This is a genomic window from Microcystis sp. M_QC_C_20170808_M9Col (assembly GCF_007095495.1).
GTDB classification, from domain to species: Bacteria; Cyanobacteriota; Cyanobacteriia; order Cyanobacteriales; family Microcystaceae; genus Microcystis; species Microcystis aeruginosa.
In genome coordinates this window covers 1-18,705 of sequence record NZ_SFBZ01000243.1, presented here as the reverse complement: position 1 = coordinate 18,705, position 18,705 = coordinate 1, and the positions used below count along the sequence as shown (strand labels likewise).

Sequence of the window (18,705 nt, the reverse complement as noted above, 5' to 3'; positions counted from 1 at the left end):
CTTTTGGATTTCAAAAAGGTCTAAAAGTCTTATCCAACAAGGTTTTTAGATTTATTCAGCCAACCCTACCTATTTCTTGGATCAAGGGAACGAACGACAAAAATACCGATGGCTTTGTCCACTTTAGTGATATATTTTTCTAGGTCTTTAGCAATGGTAACTTGACCGGCAGGAGAGGCATGAATTAAGCCAATTTTGCCATCGGCAAAGCGATAAACTAGACCGGTATGGGTGGTATCTAAACCGGCGATATTAGTCACGACACCGATAATATCGCCAGCTTGCAGTTGTGGATAAATATCTTTAATCTTAGCGGTGGGAATATAGGTTAAGGATAAGCTTTCTAATTGCCGTTCTAACTGTTGAATACAATCGTAATTACTTTGAGTTTTTAACTGGGGATATAGATGGCGGTTTTTGCTGATAAAGTTGAGCTTTTTGTCAAGAGTAATTCCTCCTAATTTTTGAGTAATATTTTCTAGATTGCCTCGTTTTTGGTTGTCATTAATCCAATCGGAAAAGTAATGCAGGCGACTACAATAACCGTCGAGAATACCGTGGCGATAACGCTGATTTAAAACCTGCTGACTAAAAGCAGAATACTGATAATTTTTTAAAGCAAAATTGTGACTCAAAGCGAGAACTGTTTCCACAAAGAGGACACAATCAAACTCTTTTAAAGAGATAAATAATTTTTCTGTAGGAGAGCGATCGAGTAATCCTGCTTGATATTTTGCTCCTAAAAATTGAGCGGCGATATTCTGGATTATATCGGCCATGGGTAAGCGATCGAGTTGTGTATTTTGGGCGTACTGCACCAGTTTTTGATAATTAGGATCGCTGACTTCTTGAGCAAGAATAGTTTCCGATCGAGCTATACTCAAGGGAATTAAAACAGGATTAATTAATAAATAGGGTAAAGTTATCCAATTAAAAAACATTGTCGATCGATTACTGAAAATAATAAGGGTTTATCACCGACTAATACACATTAACTATCGGAGTTATCAACTGTTAAAATCTGCCAGTATTAGTTATTATTGTTTCATGTATTTTACTATTTATTCTACATAAAATTATTGTCGATATCCTCAAGTTATTGAGGACGTTTAACCCCACCACGACGTTTAACTTGAAACCCATATAGATAAATTTCAGGTATATTAATTCGACCATCGAGGAGACTTTCCACCACACCCAATTGTATTAGATATTGCATAATTTCTTCAGGTTCCTTAACAGGAGGTTGTTTTTCAGTACTCCAGTGAGTTGAGCGCACAGCCTCTAAAAAAGTTTCTTTTAATATAGGAGCTTCTAACCCTTTTAACTTAGTTTTTAGAGATTCTAACCAAGGATATTCTTCCTGTGCTAATTCTTTAATTCTATCCTCTGAAGTATCCATTAAAGCACTCTGGAGATCAGAGGGTTGTAGAAGGTATAGCTCAGTCAGTTGTTCAAAACTTTCAAAATGTTCTAATCTTTTGGCTGCCGCTTTGTCGAATAATTTTAGAAAAGAGCGAGGAGCAATTCTACCCCCAGTATCCTGAAGATGATTAGGTATCCATCGGTAGGTAATGCCTTTTTTAGGACTAGCTCCCATATATTTACCGATCATTATTTCGATTAATTCTTGAAATAATTGTTCATCACTTCTAACATTCCATCCTAGTTGGGTTGAGCTTTCATAAATTAAATTAGGGATAATCTGTAAATAGTCTCTCATTTCTTGAGCCGAATTAGCTAACCGTTTAATCCAGAGTTGATAGAGCCAAGAAGGTCGCCATTCTAGCCGATGGGATTGTAATTTAGAAGCATCAGGAAATCCCAAAAATTCCTCTCTAAATAGGTCGGTACGAAGAAATATTTTTGGTCGAATTCTCTCCCAACGACGAGAGCGATCGAGCCAAAAAGCTAATAATTCTCTAATCGGATTAGCTAGAGCATTATAAGTAGTCAATAACCGATCTAATTCATCATAAGTAATAAATAGCCAGTGGTCAGAAGTAATTAATCGTTCGTCTAATTTGTCAAGAACATAATTTAGATGTTCAAAATTATCTTTAACTAAAATTCTCCATTCTGATAAAAGCGATAACCTATTTTGAAGAATAGTAGTAATATTTGAATCTAATTCTTGACCTATAATGCTGGCAATATCAGATTCTTTTTCCTGTAAAATGACACCTAAAATCAATCCTAACCAGAAACTACGCCATTCAAGATTAGTAGCGTTTTGCATTTCTTCTTCTATAATTTCTGGTATCGGAAATCGTTTTTCAGTTTTGAGAGTGCGACCAAATCCTGCCATCCATCTGGTCTGATTTAAAGGAGCAAGACCTCGAATATTTAAACTATTAACTAAAGCTTCTCGTCCAGAAGGAATGGCTAGTAAACGAAATAATTCTGTTTTACCCACACCCCGACCACCTTGAATTAATAAAATGCTTGGTTCCAATGCCCGTTTATAATCAACCACAGGCAAGAAATTTTTGAGAAATACTTCTTCATTATCACTTTCCTGTTCGGCTGCTGCTTTTCCAGGAGCAATTTCTCTCATTAATTCCAGTAACTTTTTTTTATCGAATTCAGCCATAATTTTTTACCGATTGTTTATAATCACATCACGTCCAAATAATTGACAAAGCTTTTCAGCAATAGTTTGATAAGGAGAATCGGTCATAACTTTCACGAGATTTGCTAATCTCTCTTTTTCTTCTGGAGTTGAGTCACGAGTCAAGAGGGCAATATCCCCCCGCAGACTATTATCGTAAGGGACAACTATCGGGACAAATGATTCACCAGTATAATTATCATACTTTTCTTGGAAAATTGTATAGGCGGTTTCTCGAAACTTTCGTAACTCTATTTCTCGGCCAACTGTTCCTAAAGATGGAGCGAGAGCATGAACTAAAATTAATGGTAAAGGATCCTCAGGGTTAGATAGGGCTAAATGTTGGATAACTTGGGTTAATCCTGCCCAACTTTGTCGAGATTCCGTACCAAAAATAACCACTGCATGGGAAAAATAAGTAATAGCTAAACCACCAATATCATGAAAACCTGCTCTTGCATCCATGAGAATAAAATCCAGTGGTCTGCTTAACCTTTCTATTTCTTCTAGCATTTGTTTTAAAATGCCTTGTAGTTGACCATTGACAATATTTTGAAAGTCTAAACGAGCCAATTTTTCTAAATAATCTTGATCCACATTTCCTGCTGGTAGCAATTTTAATATTTCACCTTCATCTCCTAACAAATACAAGTCAGTAATAGTTTTTAAACTCAGTTTCCATTTGTCTTTTTGAACTTTCTTTTCTAGCAAATAGTCCATGACACCAGAATTATCGGCAAAATCCTCAGAAAAAATTGTGGCCAGACCGGGAGCTTCTAAATCAAGATCAACTATAGCGACTCGATGACCATTCCGCGCTAAAGTTAAGGCAGTAGCGGCCATAGTAGTGGTGCGACCAACTCCTCCTTTGAAGGAAAAAAAGGAGACAATAGCTGGTTTATATCCTTTTTCAACTTTTTCAAAATCCCAGGGCAATTGCTGCCCAATTTTATTCTCTGTCCATGCTTGTTTAGCCAGATGACGTTCTAGAATATACCATTTCAAGCTTGCCGATTCATCGAACCAAGGTGCCTCAACTTTTTCCTCCATGATAAGATCAATCAGGGCTTTATAAGCATCTCCTTCTCCTTTTTGCCACCAAATATCATGGCCATAGTAATCCTCAAGTTTTTCAGACAGGAGTGTAGATAGATGATTTTCTTCGTTTGATTCTATCTTGTTTTCCTGTTTTAACTCTAGAAATAAGCGAATTTTTCCCTCAACATCACGAATAATAGTCACGGATTCTAGTTTGGCTACAAGAGAACCAAGACTGGAATCCTGAAAGCATTCCCTTACCCTAGCAAAAGTTTCACTAAAACTAATCATCAGAATCTTAAATATCCTTACTAGAAATATAACCGTTTAGCACTAATCTGAGAATAATATCTCGATAAATTTCTTCAGCACATTCAACGGCCGAGTTAGCCTGATCTTCAGTCCAATATCCAGATTGATAATATCTTCTTTCTGGGTGATTTTGCCCTAGGACAGTTCCCTGGATGCGAGAAACTGGTAACTGTTGCTCTAAAATAGGATAGAGAATTCCTAATCTTTCCCTCGCTTTACCTTCTAATTCCTTGAGATCATGTCCGAATTTTTTAGCGGCTTTTTGATCATTTTTAAAATACTGTTCTACTAAAAGCTTAAAAGCGCATTCTACTACATAACCAGCTAGGTAAATGGCATTGTCCCAACGGTTTTTAGACAGCAAAATTTTGGCATCTTGCAAATGTCGTCCCGCTGCACTAGCAAATAACTCGGTCATAGACGTATCGAATCAAATAAAAACTTTTTAGCCATAAACAAATTCTACCACCATAACGAAACTCTAAGAACTTTACTTCATTTTTGATTTTTCAACCTAAACTTGCCAAATTTTCTGAAACTATTGCCTGATTTCCTCACTATAATTAAGCTGTTGACTATCTAAATTACTCCTTAAGACTGCACCAGAGCGCCGGAGTTGCCAGTCCAAGCATTTGTACTAAAATTTCCCCTACTCAGTTTAAATCCAGTACAGCTTACCTGCTACTAACTCCTAACCCTAACAACAATTTTTGATTTTTACCAGAGGTCTAGGACAAGGACAAAAAGCTGATCTTGCAAAAAGCTGATCTTGATCGAGTTATAGCACTTGCAGCTCTCTATGAGATGATCTCGAATCCTAACCCTGATCATCTTTGAACAGGGACATCTCGTCTGAGGTGCTAACTTTTAACATTTTTGTAATTAAAAGTCAATAGATTAAATATTAATTTTTGTAAAGAAAAGTCTGAGCATTTACTCCGAAAGCTCTTTACCATCTGTTACAAAATATGGCAAGATATTTATCAAATTGTGTCAAAACCCAGAGTAAATGCTCATTGGGGTGACATTTTCTGATACAAAACAGAAACATATATATCTAAATACCTTAAACAAAGGGCGATCGTCATCTGATGACGAAAATCACTTCATACCAGACTCAGCAATCCTAAGGAGAACCATCATATATGTTCACTCACGTCAAGTCCACCATTCGTCACATAGTTCCCGACGCGTTGAATGGTCGATCGCTGGTCAAGGTGGTCTATGTCGTGCTAGAACCTCAGTACCAAAGTGCGCTGAGTAGTGCGGTCAGGGAAATCAACGCTAACAACCGGAAACTAGCGATCGAAATTAGTGGTTATTTAATCGAAGAACTGCGCGATGGGGAAAATTATCGCAATTTTCAAGAGGATGTAGCCAAAGCTAATATTTTCATTGCTTCTCTCATCTTTATCGAAGATTTAGCCGATAAAGTTGTGGCCGCTGTCAGTCCCCATCGGGATAAATTAGACGCAGCGATCGTCTTTCCCTCTATGCCCCAGGTAATGCGCTTAAATAAGTTAGGTTGCTTTTCTATGGCACAATTGGGACAGTCTAAGAGTGTCATCGCTAATTTTATGAAAAAGCGCAGGGAAAACTCTGGCGCTGGTTTCCAAGATGCGATGTTAAAGTTATTGCGAACCTTACCGCAAGTCCTGAAATACCTCCCCATGGAAAAAGCTCAGGACGCACGCAACTTTATGTTAAGTTTCCAGTATTGGCTAGGAGGTTCCGCAGAAAATTTAGAGAACTTCCTGTTAATGTTGGCCGATAAGTACGTCTTTGATAACAAAGATGACAGCGTAGTTTACAAGGAACCGGTAGTTTATCCGGATCTGGGTATCTGGCATCCTTTATCGATGAAAATGTTCGAGGATGTCAAGGAATACTTCGCTTGGTACAATAACCGCAGTGATATTCCCGATGACCTCAAAGACCCCTTGGCTCCCTGTGTTGGCTTAATTTTACAGAGAACTCACCTCGTTACTGGTGATGACGCTCATTATGTCGCTCTCGTGCAGGAATTCGAGTCTATGGGTGCGCGAGTACTTCCTGTTTTTGCTGGGGGATTAGACTTTTCCAAACCCGTAGAAGAATATTTCTGGGATAAAAGCTTAAAAGGAGTGGAAGCGGTTGCCATCGTTGACACAGTAATTTCCCTGACAGGATTTGCTTTAGTGGGAGGTCCAGCGCGACAAGATCACCCGAAAGCGATAGAATCCTTAAAACGTCTCAATCGTCCCTATATGTGCGCGTTACCGCTAGTTTTTCAAACCACCCAGGAATGGGAAGAAAGCGATTTGGGGTTACACCCGATTCAAGTGGCGCTACAGATTGCTATTCCCGAATTAGACGGTGCGATCGAACCTATTATATTATCGGGCCGGGATGGGGCCACGGGTAAAGCGATCGCTTTACAGGACCGGGTAGAAGCGATCGCTCAACGGGCGCTAAAATGGGCTAACCTAAGAAAGAAACCGAAACTAAACAAAAAAGTCGCCATCACCGTCTTTAGTTTCCCCCCCGATAAAGGGAATGTGGGAACCGCAGCCTATCTAGATGTGTTCGGTTCTATCTACGAAGTGATGCAAGCGTTACAAAATAACGGTTATGACTTGCAGGACTTACCCGCATCTCCCCGAGAACTGATGGAAGCGGTAATCCATGATGCTCAAGCACAATACCATAGTCCAGAGCTAAATATCGCCTATCGGATGTCCGTACCGGAATACGAACGCTTAACCCCCTATTCCGTCCGTTTAGAGGAAAATTGGGGACCACCACCGGGACATCTCAACAGTGATGGACAAAATCTGTTAATCTACGGCAAAGAATTCGGTAACGTCTTTATTGGGGTTCAACCCACCTTCGGTTATGAAGGGGATCCCATGCGTCTGCTATTTTCTCGTTCTGCTAGTCCCCACCACGGTTTTGCAGCCTACTACACCTATCTCAATCAAGTCTGGAAAGCAGACGCGGTTCTTCATTTTGGCACCCACGGATCCCTAGAATTTATGCCGGGGAAACAGATGGGAATGTCTGGGGAATGCTACCCCGATAACCTCATCGGGATGATTCCCAATCTCTACTATTATGCCGCTAATAACCCCAGCGAAGCGACGATCGCTAAACGTCGCAGTTATGCGGAAACCATCTCCTATCTCACTCCCCCCGCAGAAAATGCTGGACTCTACAAAGGGTTAAAAGAACTAAGCGAGTTGATCGGTTCCTACCAAACCCTGAAGGATAGTGGGCGTGGGGTGCAAATTGTCAATACCATTGTCGATAAATGTTTATTAGTCAATCTCGACAAAGATATAAGTTTACCTGATGGTGACACCGCCTATCTCAGTCAAGAGGAACGGGATAATATTGTCGGTTCGGTCTATCGTAAACTGATGGAAATTGAATCGCGCTTGCTTCCCTGCGGACTGCACGTTATCGGGAAACCCCCCTCAGCGGAAGAGGCGGTGGCAACTTTGGTCAATATTGCCAGTTTAGACCGGGAAGAAGACGATTTACTTTCCTTACCCCGAATTATTGCCAACAGCATCGGCCGGGATCTAGAGGAAGTTTATCGCAATAGCGATCGAGGTGTGTTAGAGGATGTGGAATTACTGCAAAACATCACCCTAGCGACTCGCGCTGCCGTCGCAACTTTAGTCAAGTCCCAAACCGACGGGTCAGGTCGGGTATCGATGCTTTCTAAGCTGAATTTCTTGAATATAGGCAAAAGATCGCCTTGGCTGGAAACTTTACATGAGATGGGTTATCCACAAGTTGATCCAGTGGCGTTAAAACCCCTGTTTGAATACCTAGAATTCTGTTTAGAACAGGTCTGTGCTGATAATGAATTAGGGGCGCTATTAAAAGCATTGGAAGGGGAATACGTTCTTCCCGGTCCTGGTGGCGACCCCATCCGCAACCCCGGAGTTTTACCGACGGGTAAAAATATCCACGCTTTAGACCCCCAGTCTATCCCGACCCTAGCGGCGGTAAAATCGGCTAAAATCGTGGTGGATCGTCTGTTAGAACGGCAAAAACTGGATAATGGCGGTAAATATCCCGAAACCATCGCTTGTGTTCTCTGGGGAACGGATAATATCAAAACCTATGGGGAATCCCTAGCACAAATTCTCTGGATGGTGGGGGTTCGTCCTCTTCCCGATGCTTTGGGACGGGTGAATAAACTGGAATTGATTCCCCTAGAGGAGTTAGGAAGACCGCGCATTGATGTGGTGGTCAACTGTTCTGGTGTTTTCCGGGATTTATTTATTAATCAGATGAATTTGCTTGACCAAGGCGTAAAAATGGCTGCAGAAGCAAATGAACCGGTGGAGATGAATTATGTCCGCAAACACGCTAGGTCACAAGCAAAAGAAATGGGTTTAACGGTTCGACAGGCAGCCACCCGCATCTTTTCTAATGCTTCTGGTTCCTATTCTTCTAACATCAATCTCGCGGTGGAAAATAGCAGTTGGGAAGACGAAAAAGAGTTACAGAATATGTATCTCAACCGCAAGGGTTTTGCTTTCGACTCGGATAATCCGGGGATGATGGCCGATAATCGTCGGTTGTTTGAAGCATCTTTAAAAACTGCGGAGGCAACTTTCCAAAACTTGGATTCTAGCGAGATTAGTTTAACCGATGTTTCCCACTATTTCGACTCCGACCCGACAAAAGTTGTGGCTAGTTTACGCGATGATGGCAAAAAACCGGCGGCCTATATTGCTGATACTACCACCGCTAACGCTCAGGTGCGTACTTTATCGGAAACCGTGCGCTTGGATACCCGCACCAAGTTACTCAATCCCAAATGGTACGAGGGAATGTTAAGTCATGGTTACGAAGGAGTCCGAGAATTATCGAAGCGTTTGGTTAATACCATGGGATGGTCGGCAACTGCTGACGCGGTGGATAATTGGGTTTATGAAGATGTCAACACCACCTTTATTCAAGATGAGGAAATGTGTCAGCGTCTGATGAATCTCAATCCTAATTCTTTCCGCAAGATGGTGGGAACCCTGCTAGAAGTTAATGGTCGCGGTTACTGGGAAACTTCTCAAGAGAATTTAGACCGCTTACAGGAACTTTATCAAGAAGTGGAGGACCGTATCGAAGGAATCGAGTAGAATAGATAGATAAGACTTGAGAGACTGGCTAATCACCGGTCTCTTGAGTTTTCAAAAAAGATGAAAAATAACTTTTGGGGGTTAATCTGGTCTAGTTTTAACGAAATTCAAGGGGTTTTACTCGGTCTTCTTGGATTTTTAGGAGGTATTGCTTTAATTCGTTATCCATTCAATACTTCTATTCCTCTAGATCTAGTAATTATTGTCAGTTTCTTCACCCTACTGTTTATAGCCACTTTGTTAAGCGCTGTTAACACACTTCTTAGACAGAAACAAAAATTAGAGGCAGAAGTTAAGCAACTTCAGGAGGTAAACCAAAATTTAGAAAATATTATTAAACAGGGAATTACTCCCAGGATTTTGAGGTCTCAAAAGCAAGGAAATAATAATATTTTATGCCTTCTTGATTCCTCTAGTCTGTTTACGATCGAGTTACTTGTCTCTTTTTATTATACCGATGAAGATGGGTTTGAAAGATTAATAGGAGAGGGTTTTGTTGAATATATTAATCCAAAGGACGGCAAGATACACGCGATCATTGACAAACCTCAAACAATCTATCAGGTAATTCTAGATCGATTGGCGAGTAACGATTTAAAAATTATTCAAGAAACCAGAGTCAGACCTGGCGTTCTTAGAAAACATAGTTCACCATAGAGGAAAATATGGAAAATGTAGCCGAAAAACCCATTTTATCTCCTAAAGGAACCTTTCCCGCCAAAGTTGTCAAAGTTATTGACGACTATAAATTAGTGATCAATAGAGGTGAAATTAGTGGAATTCGAGAAGGTCAAAGAATGTTAGTTTACAATACCAGCGAAGAGGAAATAAAAGATCCTCAGACTGGTGAGTCTTTAGGCTATCTTGACTTAGTGAGAGGGACGGGGACAATTACTTTTGTTCAAGAAAAAATATCGATTTTACAATCGGATAGAGCCAATAATAAAGGATCTAGATTGCTGGAGTTGTTGCTTAAAGAACAAGAAACCCCGTCCGATTTGATAGGAAAATTCTTAAAAAGAGCCGTAGGAGCGAATTCTAAGAACGATAAAAAGCCAATATCCGAGCTAATAAATCGTGAATTGTTAAATAAACTGCTAGTATGGGAATTATCCGAAACGTTACCTTTTGAAAACCCTCAAATTGGCGACTCAGTTAGACCTATTTAGACCTATTGATGGAACAACCAATATTAGAATACTTTCTGTCTCTTAAATATCCGATTTCAATTTATCCCGAAGAAGAAGGCGGATACACGGCATTAATTCCCGATTTACCCGGATGTATGAGTCAGGGTGAAACTTTAGAAGAAGTGATTATTAATATTGAAGAAGCGAGCGAATTTGGATAGAGACGGTTTATTTTGGTAGATCTTTTTGCGTAGGTTGGGTTGAACGAAGTGAAACCCAACAACTGAGGGTTTCTGTCGGGTTTCGTGACCTCAACCCGACCTACGAATTTACTTTTTTGCCCACTAAAGTATCCCATCTCGATTGCTCCTAAAGAAGAATTGAGGGAGCTAGAAAGTTATGGATAGAGACAGTTTATCATAGTGGTAAAAAAGTAATTCCTTCACCTTCTCAAAGATAAATTTTCTCACTATCGACTCACAGCGATCGCATTCTGCTGGAATTGAGGGATAACTTTCTCCGGTCCGCAAGCAGGAGGGGACAAAACTGGTTTATGCTAGAAAGGGTTACTCTTAACGTAACTTTACAAAGTCATCGATCGCCCACATTTATGGATTGCATCATCAATCGTCGAGCGCGGTTTTCAGCCAGCCATCGCTATTATCTACCAGAATGGGACGAAGCCGAAAATCAAAGACGTTTTGGTCTTGGTAGCCGTTTTCCCGGTCATGGTCACAATTACGAATTATACGTCTCCCTATACAAAGAACTCAATCCTTATGGCATGGTGGAGAATCTCTCCACCGTGAAACAGGTAATTAAACGAGAGATAACCAGTCAATTAGACTACTCCTATCTCAATCAAGTCTGGCCGGAATTTCAGCAAACCCTACCCACCACAGAAAATATCGCCAGAGTTATCTGGCAAAGATTAGCACCCTATTTACCATTAGTCAAAATTCAACTATTTGAACACCCCGAATTGTGGGCAGAATATCAAGGAAAAGATATGGAAGCAACTTTAACCGTCAAAACCCATTTTAGCGCCGCCCATCGTTTGGCTTTACCGCAATTAACCCTCGAACAAAACTCGGAAATCTACGGCAAATGCGCCAGGGTAAACGGTCATGGCCATAATTATCACCTAGAAGTATCCGTGGCGGGGGAAATCGATCCCCGCACCGGTATGATTGTAGATCTAGGGGATTTACAAAAAGCGATCGATGAATTGGTAGTAGAACCCTTCGATCATGCTTTTTTAAATAAGGATATTCCCTACTTTGCCGAAGTGGTTCCCACCGCAGAAAATATTGCCTTACATATCGCTCAACTATTAGGGGAACGGATCCGCCAATTAGGAGCCGAATTAGATAAAGTTAAACTGATTGAAAGTCCCAATAATTCTGCGGAAATCCACTGTCGTGGTTTGGTTCAAGCTCCCCGACAACTTCTAGAAAAAACCCTGACAGCCGTTTAATTGCCTGTTAGTTAAGGTGATTAGGGTGAGCATGGCTCACCCTGATGGATTTAATTAAACCCTAGTTAAACACTTCTCGCCATCCTCGCTTTCCTTTGCTTTGGCGTAAGGGAGAGGCTAAATCGACAATTTTCTCGAGCAGTTTCGGGGCCAATTTTTGACACCAAAGAGCTAGATGACTTTGCCAACCGACGACAATTTCCGTTTTTTCCCTATTTAACCCGGTAATTAGGGTTTGGGCGACTTCTTCGGCGCTCATCGGTTTTAACCATCGAAATAACTGCAATTCTCGCACCATATCCGTATCGGTTAAAGAGGGTAAGAGGGTGACAACTTTGATGTTGTGTTCCCGTAATTCCGACCTGAGAGCTTGACTAAAACCCAAAATGGCAAATTTGGTGGCCGAGTAGGTAGCAAAGCTAGGAGCGGCAATTTTACCCATCATGCTGGAAACATTGACAATCGTTCCCTGTCCCCGAATTGCCATCCGGCGGGCAATTAAGCGAGTAACCGTGTACAGGGCCATCAGATTTAAAGATATTTCTGCTTGCACTTGCGAAAATTGCGAGCGTAGAAAGGGGGTTTGATGGGCAATACCGGCACAGTTAACGAGGATATCAATGCCGCGGCATTCTTGCCAAACGCGGATAATTGAAGGACTAACAAGGTCATTTTCGGTTAAATCTAGGGCTAAAGGTGTGGCAATGACCCCTAGGGACTCAATTTCTTTGGCTAGTTTTTCTAATCGCTCTTGATCTCTGGCAACAATCACAATTCTGCTTAAACCTTGTCGGGCCAATTCTAAGGCGATCGCTCGTCCAATACCCCGGGATGCCCCCGTGACTAGGGCAGTTTTTCCCTGTAATTTCATGATCAAACTCCTGTTTTAAGCAACAGTACGGGAATTTATTGGTTTTGCTTCTGAAATCTTTGATTTGTGCATCTATACCCTACATAAGTAGCGAAGCAATCGAGGGATAGATGGATAGGTTAGGGTGCATGGGATTTTTCCTCCTTCAAAGCGCACTCTTGAACCCACGGTAACAGTTGTCTTTACAAACAGCAATCTTTTTTAACACTTTTTCCCCAAAATCACTCGATCGGATGAACGCTCAGGGTGATCCTCGATCGGATGGAAACCCCAGGGGACTTGCAGATATAGGTATTTTAAAGAGCTTACTACCGAGGGAGATAGAAAGTCTGGCAATGGACGCGACTACTATTGGCAGTACAAGGGACTTGACATCTTCACCGCACTGAAGTATATCTTTTGGGCAATCTCCCATCTCCTAATCCCCAACCCCAATGAATAACCCCCCCGATAGTCCATTCAATTACACAGAGGCTTTTATTGTCCTAGGAACGAGTAATTTCGATCGCTCGGTGCAGTTTTATCGTCAACTGTTGCAACAGGAACCAAACCCCTACCTTGCCGACGTTTATGCGGAATTTAGGCTGATTAACCTTAAACTAGGTCTTTTTTGCCCTAAAGAGTCCCACAGAGACGAATTTAGCGATTCTAGGGGCAGTGGCATGAGCATTTGTTTCGAGGTGGAGAGTCTCGAAAAAGCCCTCGAGCATTGGAGCGAAATCGGCTATGGTGCTAGGGGAGAAATTAGCCAGGCTTCCCACGGTCCGGAAATCTACATCTATGATCCGGATGGTAATCGTTTAATTTTCCATCAATCCACCGCTAAAACCAATCCTTTCAGGTAGGAACCTTCCGAGTGATAGATACTGGTGGGATGGTCCGCCGGTTGGCTTAAACGTGCTAAAATTCGCACTGGGCGAGCCGATTCAATGGCTGCCGCCATGACAGCCCCCTGAAAATGTTCTTCGTTAACCACTTGGGAACAGGAAAAGGTGAAAATAATACCTTGGGGGCGAATTTTCTGGAAAGCTTGCTGATTTAATCTTTTATAAGCCATAACCGCCTGATGACGGGATTGGATACTTTTGGCAAAAGCGGGGGGATCGAGGACAATCAGATCGTAATCCTCCTGACAGTCGCGCAGGAAGTTAAAAACATCGGCGCTGTAGGATTGATGGGGAACTTCACCGAGATTATTCAGGGCGATATTTTTTTCGGTAAGATCGATCGCACCGTGGGAACTATCAACGGAATGGACTAGGGCAGCCCCCGCTTGCATAGCATAGACGGAAAAGCCGCCAGAATAAGAAAAAGTGTTTAAAACCCGTTTATTCTGACAATATTGGGCTAATATTGCTCTATTTTCCCTTTGATCGAGGAAAAATCCCGTTTTTTGTCCTTTTTCCCAATCAATAATAAAGCGATGGCCGGATTCTAACACCTCATTGCCGTTTTTTTGACCAAATAAGTATTTATTCTCGGAGATATGGGCGCTTTTCGCCAAAACTGCGGCACTTTTATCGTAAACTGCCCGTAAATTGTCAGCGTAGATAGTTTTCAGACAATCGACAATCAGATCGAGACGTTGGTATAAAGCTAGGGAATAAGCTTGAATAACCGCCGTGCCATTGTACCAATCGACGATTAAACTGGGTAAACCGTCTCCTTCCGCGTTAATTAAGCGATAACAGTTAGTTTTCGGGTTATCCACTAAACCGATTTGTTGCCGCAGCTGATAGGCATTCTGGAATTTTTCGAGAAATAATTGAGCAATATCGCTGACTTTTTGGAAAGAAAGAATTTTAACGGCAATATTGCTAGGATTATACAGTCCAGTGGCTAGATATTCGCCTCGATCGCTATAAACCTCAACGATAGCACCCTCTTTGACTTCTCCCTCCATCTCTTTAATCGCCCCGGAAAATATCCAAGGATGGAATCGTTTAACAGCATCAATTTTATGGTTTCTCAGGATAATTTTCGCTAAATCTGGCATGGATAAAGAATCAGGGTTGATAGCTGACGGCTACTAGATAATTCTATTATCCCCTGCCAGCAGCACAAAACCATGGTTTGTTATCCCTCGATCGAGTGGCATCAAAGCAAGTCGCCACAATCGAGGGATAATCAGAGGGAATTCTCGCCTATAATAAGTTAGATTTTAGCGATAGTCCCTCGACAAATGCCAAGAAAAAGTGATGCTGCCAGTGGTTTAAGTTTATGGTTTCAGCGTTTGGGGGCTGCCGGTTTGTTAGCGGGACAAACTTTTTTACATATTCTTAATGGCAAAATCCACCGGCGTAATACTCTGGAACAAATGAGTATTGTGGGGCCAGAATCCTTGACAATTGCCCTAATTACTGCTGCTTTTGTGGGTATGGTTTTCACTATTCAGGTAGCCAGAGAATTTATTTTTTTTGGGGCGGGTAGTTTTGTTGGGGGAGTCCTTTCCTTGGCTTTAACAAGAGAATTAGCCCCGGTTTTAACCGCGGTGGTGGTGGCGGGGAGAGTTGGCTCGGCTTTTGCCGCCGAAATTGGTACAATGCGAGTAACAGAACAAATTGACGCTTTATATATTTTAAAAACCGATCCGATCGATTATTTGGTCATTCCCCGGGTGATTGCCTGTAGTTTAATGTTACCCCTGCTCACTATTATCTCTTTAGTCACAGGGCTACTGGGTGGTTTATTTATTTCCGATAGTCTTTACGGTATTTCCTATTCCCTATTCTTACAATCAGCCCAAAATTTTCTGGAAACATGGGATTTAATTAGTTCTATGTTAAAGTCCCTAATTTTTGGGATTTTAATTGCTATTATCGGCTGCAGTTGGGGTTTAACCACCACCGGCGGTGCTAAAGGAGTTGGTCAATCTACTACCACGGCTGTGGTAACTTCTTTGTTAGCGATTTTTGTGGCTAATTTTTTCCTCTCTTGGCTGATGTTTCAAGGGACAGGTAATGTGGAGCTAGGCTAAGACAGTAATCAGTAATCAGTAATCAGTAATCAGTAATCAGTAATCAGTAATCAGTGCCAAGAAAACGGCAATTTTCTACTTAATACCGCTCACTAAAAACTCAAATCTGATCACCGATTACTGATAATTGTCTATTCTCAAGATTAGGATCTGTTCAAGGGATTGAGAGTGAGACAAGTTTTAATTAATTCCTCCACTCCCAGGACTGGATAAATAGGGACTCCTAACTGATTAATAACAGTTTCTAGGGTGAAATCATCTAAAAATACCGATTCCCCATGCTTGAGCATTAGGGAGGGTAATAAAACCCCATCCCCAAGATTTTTACCTTGTAATCCTTTGAGAATATCTTGCCCGGTTAATAAACCCGTAACCGTGATTTCCTGACCCCAATAATCACTATTTAAAGCCACTAATTCCACGGTTAAACCCCGCAGATTATTTAACTGTTTAACTAGGGGTTGAAAAGCTTGTTCTACCGCATTTCCCACTACCCATACCAACCGTCTAGAGGGAGTAATTTGAGCGGGTAATAACTTCTTGGCTGTCTTCTGGAAATCCCTAATAAATTGACGAATCGAGCCAACTCCGTTACCGATTTGGGGATAGTCTTCGTAGTGAGATTGAGGTGGTAAATCGACTCGGGCAATTAAAAACCATTCATCGGCTAACCACACCACATTACTGCCAAATTCTTGACGAAATTGTTTCTGTAAAGTTTGGACTTGTTCGATCACTTCTCGCGCTTTTTCTTGGCTAACGGGAATTAATTCATCTTCTTGGGGACGAAAGCGGGTTAATCCCACGGGAACTACGGCAATCGACTCCACACAGGGAATATCTCCCCGATGAAAAGAAACCAGATCTAACAGGGTTCTTTCGAGATGAATTCCATCATTAATATTGGGACAAACTACCACTTGGGCATGAATTTGTAATTGTCTGGCTTGTAGCCATTTTAAATGGTCTAAAATTTGACCAGCGCGGGGATTTTTTAAGAGACGAATCCTCAGATCGGGTTCCGTGGCATGAACGGACACAAAAAGCGGTGATATGTGCATCTTTTCGATCCGCTGCCATTCTTTTGAGGTGAGATTAGTTAAGGTTAAATAACTGCCATAGAGAAAACTTAAGCGATAGTCATCATCTTTATAGTATAAAGTTTCTCTTTTGCCCTCTGGTTGTTGGTCGATAAAGCAAAAAGGACATTTATTATTACACTGAATTAAGCCATCAAAAAGGGCAGTTTCAAACTCTAAACCTAAGTCTTCATGATAATCTTTTTCGATTTCTATCCGGTGATTTTTGCCCTGACTATCAAGCACTTCTAGGGTTAAAAATTCATCGGCACATAAAAATTGATAATCGATTAAGTCCCGGGGACGATTACCATTGATAGAGACGAGCGCATCCCCGATTTCAAAACCCACCTCGGCGGCGATCGAATCTGGGATGACACCAGTAATTTTAGCTGGACGAATAGTTAATTCACTCATATTTTTAGGTCGCCATCCAATTATTTAACTGCATTTCCCAGAGAGTCTTTGGCTGCATCTCACTTTTGTCAAGCTAATTCTACAGCATTTTAGGGCGATCGCTGTTAGGGATTGGGGAAAAAACCAAAAAGTTTAGCAGCCCCTCCTAAAATGGCCACAACCAGAGCGATGAGAATCCCCCGATTGGTAAATTCCTGATAGGCAACTCTTGCAGTTAACCCTTTAATTTCTGTGGTTAGTCGCTCATCTAAGGCTTTAATCTCCCCTTTGAGTTCGACTTGTCCTATTTCCACTTTCGTCAACCGTTCTTCTATCTTATCAAATCTCTTATCTACCTTATCAAATCTCTCATCGATCCGTTTTTCCAGAGAGTCAATTTTCCCTTCAATCCTTGTCAGAACTGCTTCTAGGGAATAAGTGACGGTTTCGTTATCCATTTTCTGTCTCCTTTATCTCTTCTGGATTCACCATCGTGATCTCAATATCAGTATCGCTGATTTTTGCCTCCAAGTTTCAATCCCTATTAGGGGTTAAGATTAATTGGAACTACCTTTTCTTGGAATCACTTGTATTTTTTGCATGACTTTTATTTAAATAAAGTTAAAAATATTATAGCACCAATAAAAAAGTAAGTAATTAATACTCAAATACTAAGATTGGTTTAATAATCTTAATAGTTATAACGTACATAATTTAAAAATGTTATAAAAAATTTTCAGTAAAAATACAATAAGGCGTTGTGGAATATTTGTATTAGTTTTGAAGTTGTATATGATTAAAGCTTTGTCCACATTTTTGTTGGTTGCCATGCAGTAAGCAGTAATAGCTAGTCCAGTTAATACTCTCACTGGATCTATGACAATATTTAAACAAGTAATGCCAATTAATAATCAATGGCAAGAACGTAGGTTGGGTTGAAGCATGAAACCCAACGCCCGATTATGTTACGCTACCGCTAACCCATCCTACAAATAATTGTGCCTCCCTACTTAATGCCAATTAATAATCAATGGCAAGTCGGTAGTCCGTGTATAGCAACTGGCGGATTTACGGATATATACAAAAATGGGACAATTGTTTTAAGAAATACTGATAATCAAATAGTGGCAGTCAGCGAATTAGAAGAAGGCAGATTAGGAATAATTTTGTCTTATTGGGTTTGTACTTTTGATTTCTCTTTAGCTACAGAAGACTTGAGAGATTTTCGGGGTTGCCGATTTTTACTTGATGGCTACCGGCAAAAGATAGCCACCGGCAATCGTATCAGTTTATCAAAGTTCGGAGAATAATTTACTGTTGATCGATAGCTATCGAGATTGGGAAACCATTATTAAAATGCGATCGCTTTGAACTTTTCCTATTCCCCTTGAGTTACTTGTCTAACCTGTTCGATCTCTAATTCTAAAGCTTGTGCTATCTGTTCAAAGTTTAATCCTAATGCCAATAAACGAGGAATAGAGGCTAATTTTGCCGCTAATTCGCCTTCTTGTCGGCCTTCCGCTCTACCTTCCGCTCTACCTTCCGCTCTACCTTCCGCTCTACCTTCCTGATACACTTTAGTTTGTTTTAAATCACTTAAACTAAACATCGCTTCTATCTCCTTTCTACTGACTTGGGGTAACTTATAAACCAAAATTGTCTCTATCAATTCTAAAAGTTCT

At 41.0% G+C, this 18,705-nt stretch carries 17 protein-coding genes; 8 read left to right on the top strand and 9 right to left on the bottom strand.

Annotated elements, in window-relative coordinates:
• Positions 1 to 65: 65 nt before the first annotated feature.
• From EWV68_RS14165 to EWV68_RS14150, 4 genes are all read right to left on the bottom strand, one after another.
• On the bottom strand, positions 66 to 941 hold the full coding sequence (locus tag EWV68_RS14165) for an N-acetylmuramoyl-L-alanine amidase-like domain-containing protein (protein ID WP_287170181.1): 876 nt from the start codon (positions 939 to 941) through the stop codon (positions 66 to 68).
• A gap of 155 nt (positions 942 to 1,096) precedes the next feature.
• On the bottom strand, positions 1,097 to 2,593 hold the full coding sequence (locus EWV68_RS14160) for a P-loop ATPase, Sll1717 family (RefSeq protein ID WP_012264671.1): 1,497 nt from the start codon (positions 2,591 to 2,593) through the stop codon (positions 1,097 to 1,099).
• Positions 2,594 to 2,599: 6 nt separating this feature from the next.
• Entirely contained in the window at positions 2,600 to 3,940 is a 1,341-nt protein-coding gene (locus EWV68_RS14155; RefSeq protein ID WP_287170180.1) for a KGGVGR-motif variant AAA ATPase, read from the bottom strand.
• Between the two features lie 7 nt (positions 3,941 to 3,947).
• Complete coding sequence (locus EWV68_RS14150) at positions 3,948 to 4,379, bottom strand: HEPN domain-containing protein (protein ID WP_287170179.1); 432 nt, start codon at positions 4,377 to 4,379, stop codon at positions 3,948 to 3,950.
• A gap of 727 nt (positions 4,380 to 5,106) precedes the next feature.
• Here EWV68_RS14150 and EWV68_RS14145 point away from each other — a divergent pair.
• From EWV68_RS14145 to EWV68_RS14125, 5 genes are all read left to right on the top strand, one after another.
• The gene (locus EWV68_RS14145; protein WP_287170178.1) at positions 5,107 to 9,093 is read left to right on the top strand and encodes a magnesium chelatase subunit H; all 3,987 of its coding nucleotides are present in this window, start codon (positions 5,107 to 5,109) and stop codon (positions 9,091 to 9,093) included.
• Between the two features lie 60 nt (positions 9,094 to 9,153).
• Positions 9,154 to 9,750 carry a hypothetical protein gene (locus EWV68_RS14140; RefSeq protein ID WP_002794452.1) on the top strand — a complete coding sequence of 199 codons (597 nt, stop codon included), beginning with the start codon at positions 9,154 to 9,156 and terminating at the stop codon, positions 9,748 to 9,750.
• Positions 9,751 to 9,758: 8 nt separating this feature from the next.
• Positions 9,759 to 10,262, top strand: a complete 504-nt coding sequence (locus EWV68_RS14135; RefSeq protein WP_287170177.1) for a hypothetical protein — start codon at positions 9,759 to 9,761, stop codon at positions 10,260 to 10,262.
• Between the two features lie 8 nt (positions 10,263 to 10,270).
• Positions 10,271 to 10,444 carry a type II toxin-antitoxin system HicB family antitoxin gene (locus EWV68_RS14130; protein ID WP_072319767.1) on the top strand — a complete coding sequence of 58 codons (174 nt, stop codon included), beginning with the start codon at positions 10,271 to 10,273 and terminating at the stop codon, positions 10,442 to 10,444.
• A gap of 389 nt (positions 10,445 to 10,833) precedes the next feature.
• Positions 10,834 to 11,700, top strand: coding sequence for a 6-pyruvoyl trahydropterin synthase family protein (locus EWV68_RS14125; protein WP_061432369.1), 867 nt, complete (start codon positions 10,834 to 10,836; stop codon positions 11,698 to 11,700).
• Between the two features lie 61 nt (positions 11,701 to 11,761).
• On the opposite strand, the gene EWV68_RS14120 is transcribed toward EWV68_RS14125, so the two are convergent.
• Positions 11,762 to 12,571, bottom strand: a complete 810-nt coding sequence (locus EWV68_RS14120; protein ID WP_012264659.1) for an SDR family NAD(P)-dependent oxidoreductase — start codon at positions 12,569 to 12,571, stop codon at positions 11,762 to 11,764.
• 434 nt (positions 12,572 to 13,005) lie between these two features.
• Between EWV68_RS14120 and EWV68_RS14115 the strand changes: the two genes are divergently transcribed.
• Positions 13,006 to 13,416 carry a VOC family protein gene (locus EWV68_RS14115; protein ID WP_287170176.1) on the top strand — a complete coding sequence of 137 codons (411 nt, stop codon included), beginning with the start codon at positions 13,006 to 13,008 and terminating at the stop codon, positions 13,414 to 13,416.
• Here the strand turns inward: EWV68_RS14115 and EWV68_RS14110 are convergent.
• Positions 13,383 to 14,567, bottom strand: coding sequence for a class I SAM-dependent rRNA methyltransferase (locus EWV68_RS14110; protein WP_287170175.1), 1,185 nt, complete (start codon positions 14,565 to 14,567; stop codon positions 13,383 to 13,385). The genes EWV68_RS14115 and EWV68_RS14110 overlap by 34 nt on opposite strands.
• A gap of 186 nt (positions 14,568 to 14,753) precedes the next feature.
• Between EWV68_RS14110 and EWV68_RS14105 the strand changes: the two genes are divergently transcribed.
• Positions 14,754 to 15,548 (top strand): MlaE family lipid ABC transporter permease subunit, encoded by a 795-nt coding sequence (locus EWV68_RS14105; protein WP_287170173.1) that lies wholly within the window; start codon positions 14,754 to 14,756, stop codon positions 15,546 to 15,548.
• A 143-nt stretch (positions 15,549 to 15,691) separates the two neighbouring features.
• Here the strand turns inward: EWV68_RS14105 and EWV68_RS14100 are convergent, their stop codons facing one another.
• Both EWV68_RS14100 and EWV68_RS14095 read right to left on the bottom strand, forming a co-directional pair.
• Positions 15,692 to 17,044, bottom strand: a complete 1,353-nt coding sequence (locus EWV68_RS14100; protein ID WP_287170171.1) for a TIGR03279 family radical SAM protein — start codon at positions 17,042 to 17,044, stop codon at positions 15,692 to 15,694.
• Positions 17,045 to 17,148: 104 nt separating this feature from the next.
• The gene (locus tag EWV68_RS14095; RefSeq protein ID WP_061432262.1) at positions 17,149 to 17,481 is read right to left on the bottom strand and encodes a DUF4164 family protein; all 333 of its coding nucleotides are present in this window, start codon (positions 17,479 to 17,481) and stop codon (positions 17,149 to 17,151) included.
• Between the two features lie 540 nt (positions 17,482 to 18,021).
• Here EWV68_RS14095 and EWV68_RS14090 point away from each other — a divergent pair.
• Positions 18,022 to 18,333: a hypothetical protein gene (locus EWV68_RS14090; protein WP_287170170.1), complete on the top strand. Its 312-nt coding sequence runs from the start codon at positions 18,022 to 18,024 to the stop codon at positions 18,331 to 18,333.
• Between the two features lie 68 nt (positions 18,334 to 18,401).
• On the opposite strand, the gene EWV68_RS14085 is transcribed toward EWV68_RS14090, so the two are convergent.
• The coding region (locus EWV68_RS14085) for a DUF2887 domain-containing protein (RefSeq protein ID WP_287170169.1) at positions 18,402 to 18,705 on the bottom strand (304 nt) is incomplete at its 5' end.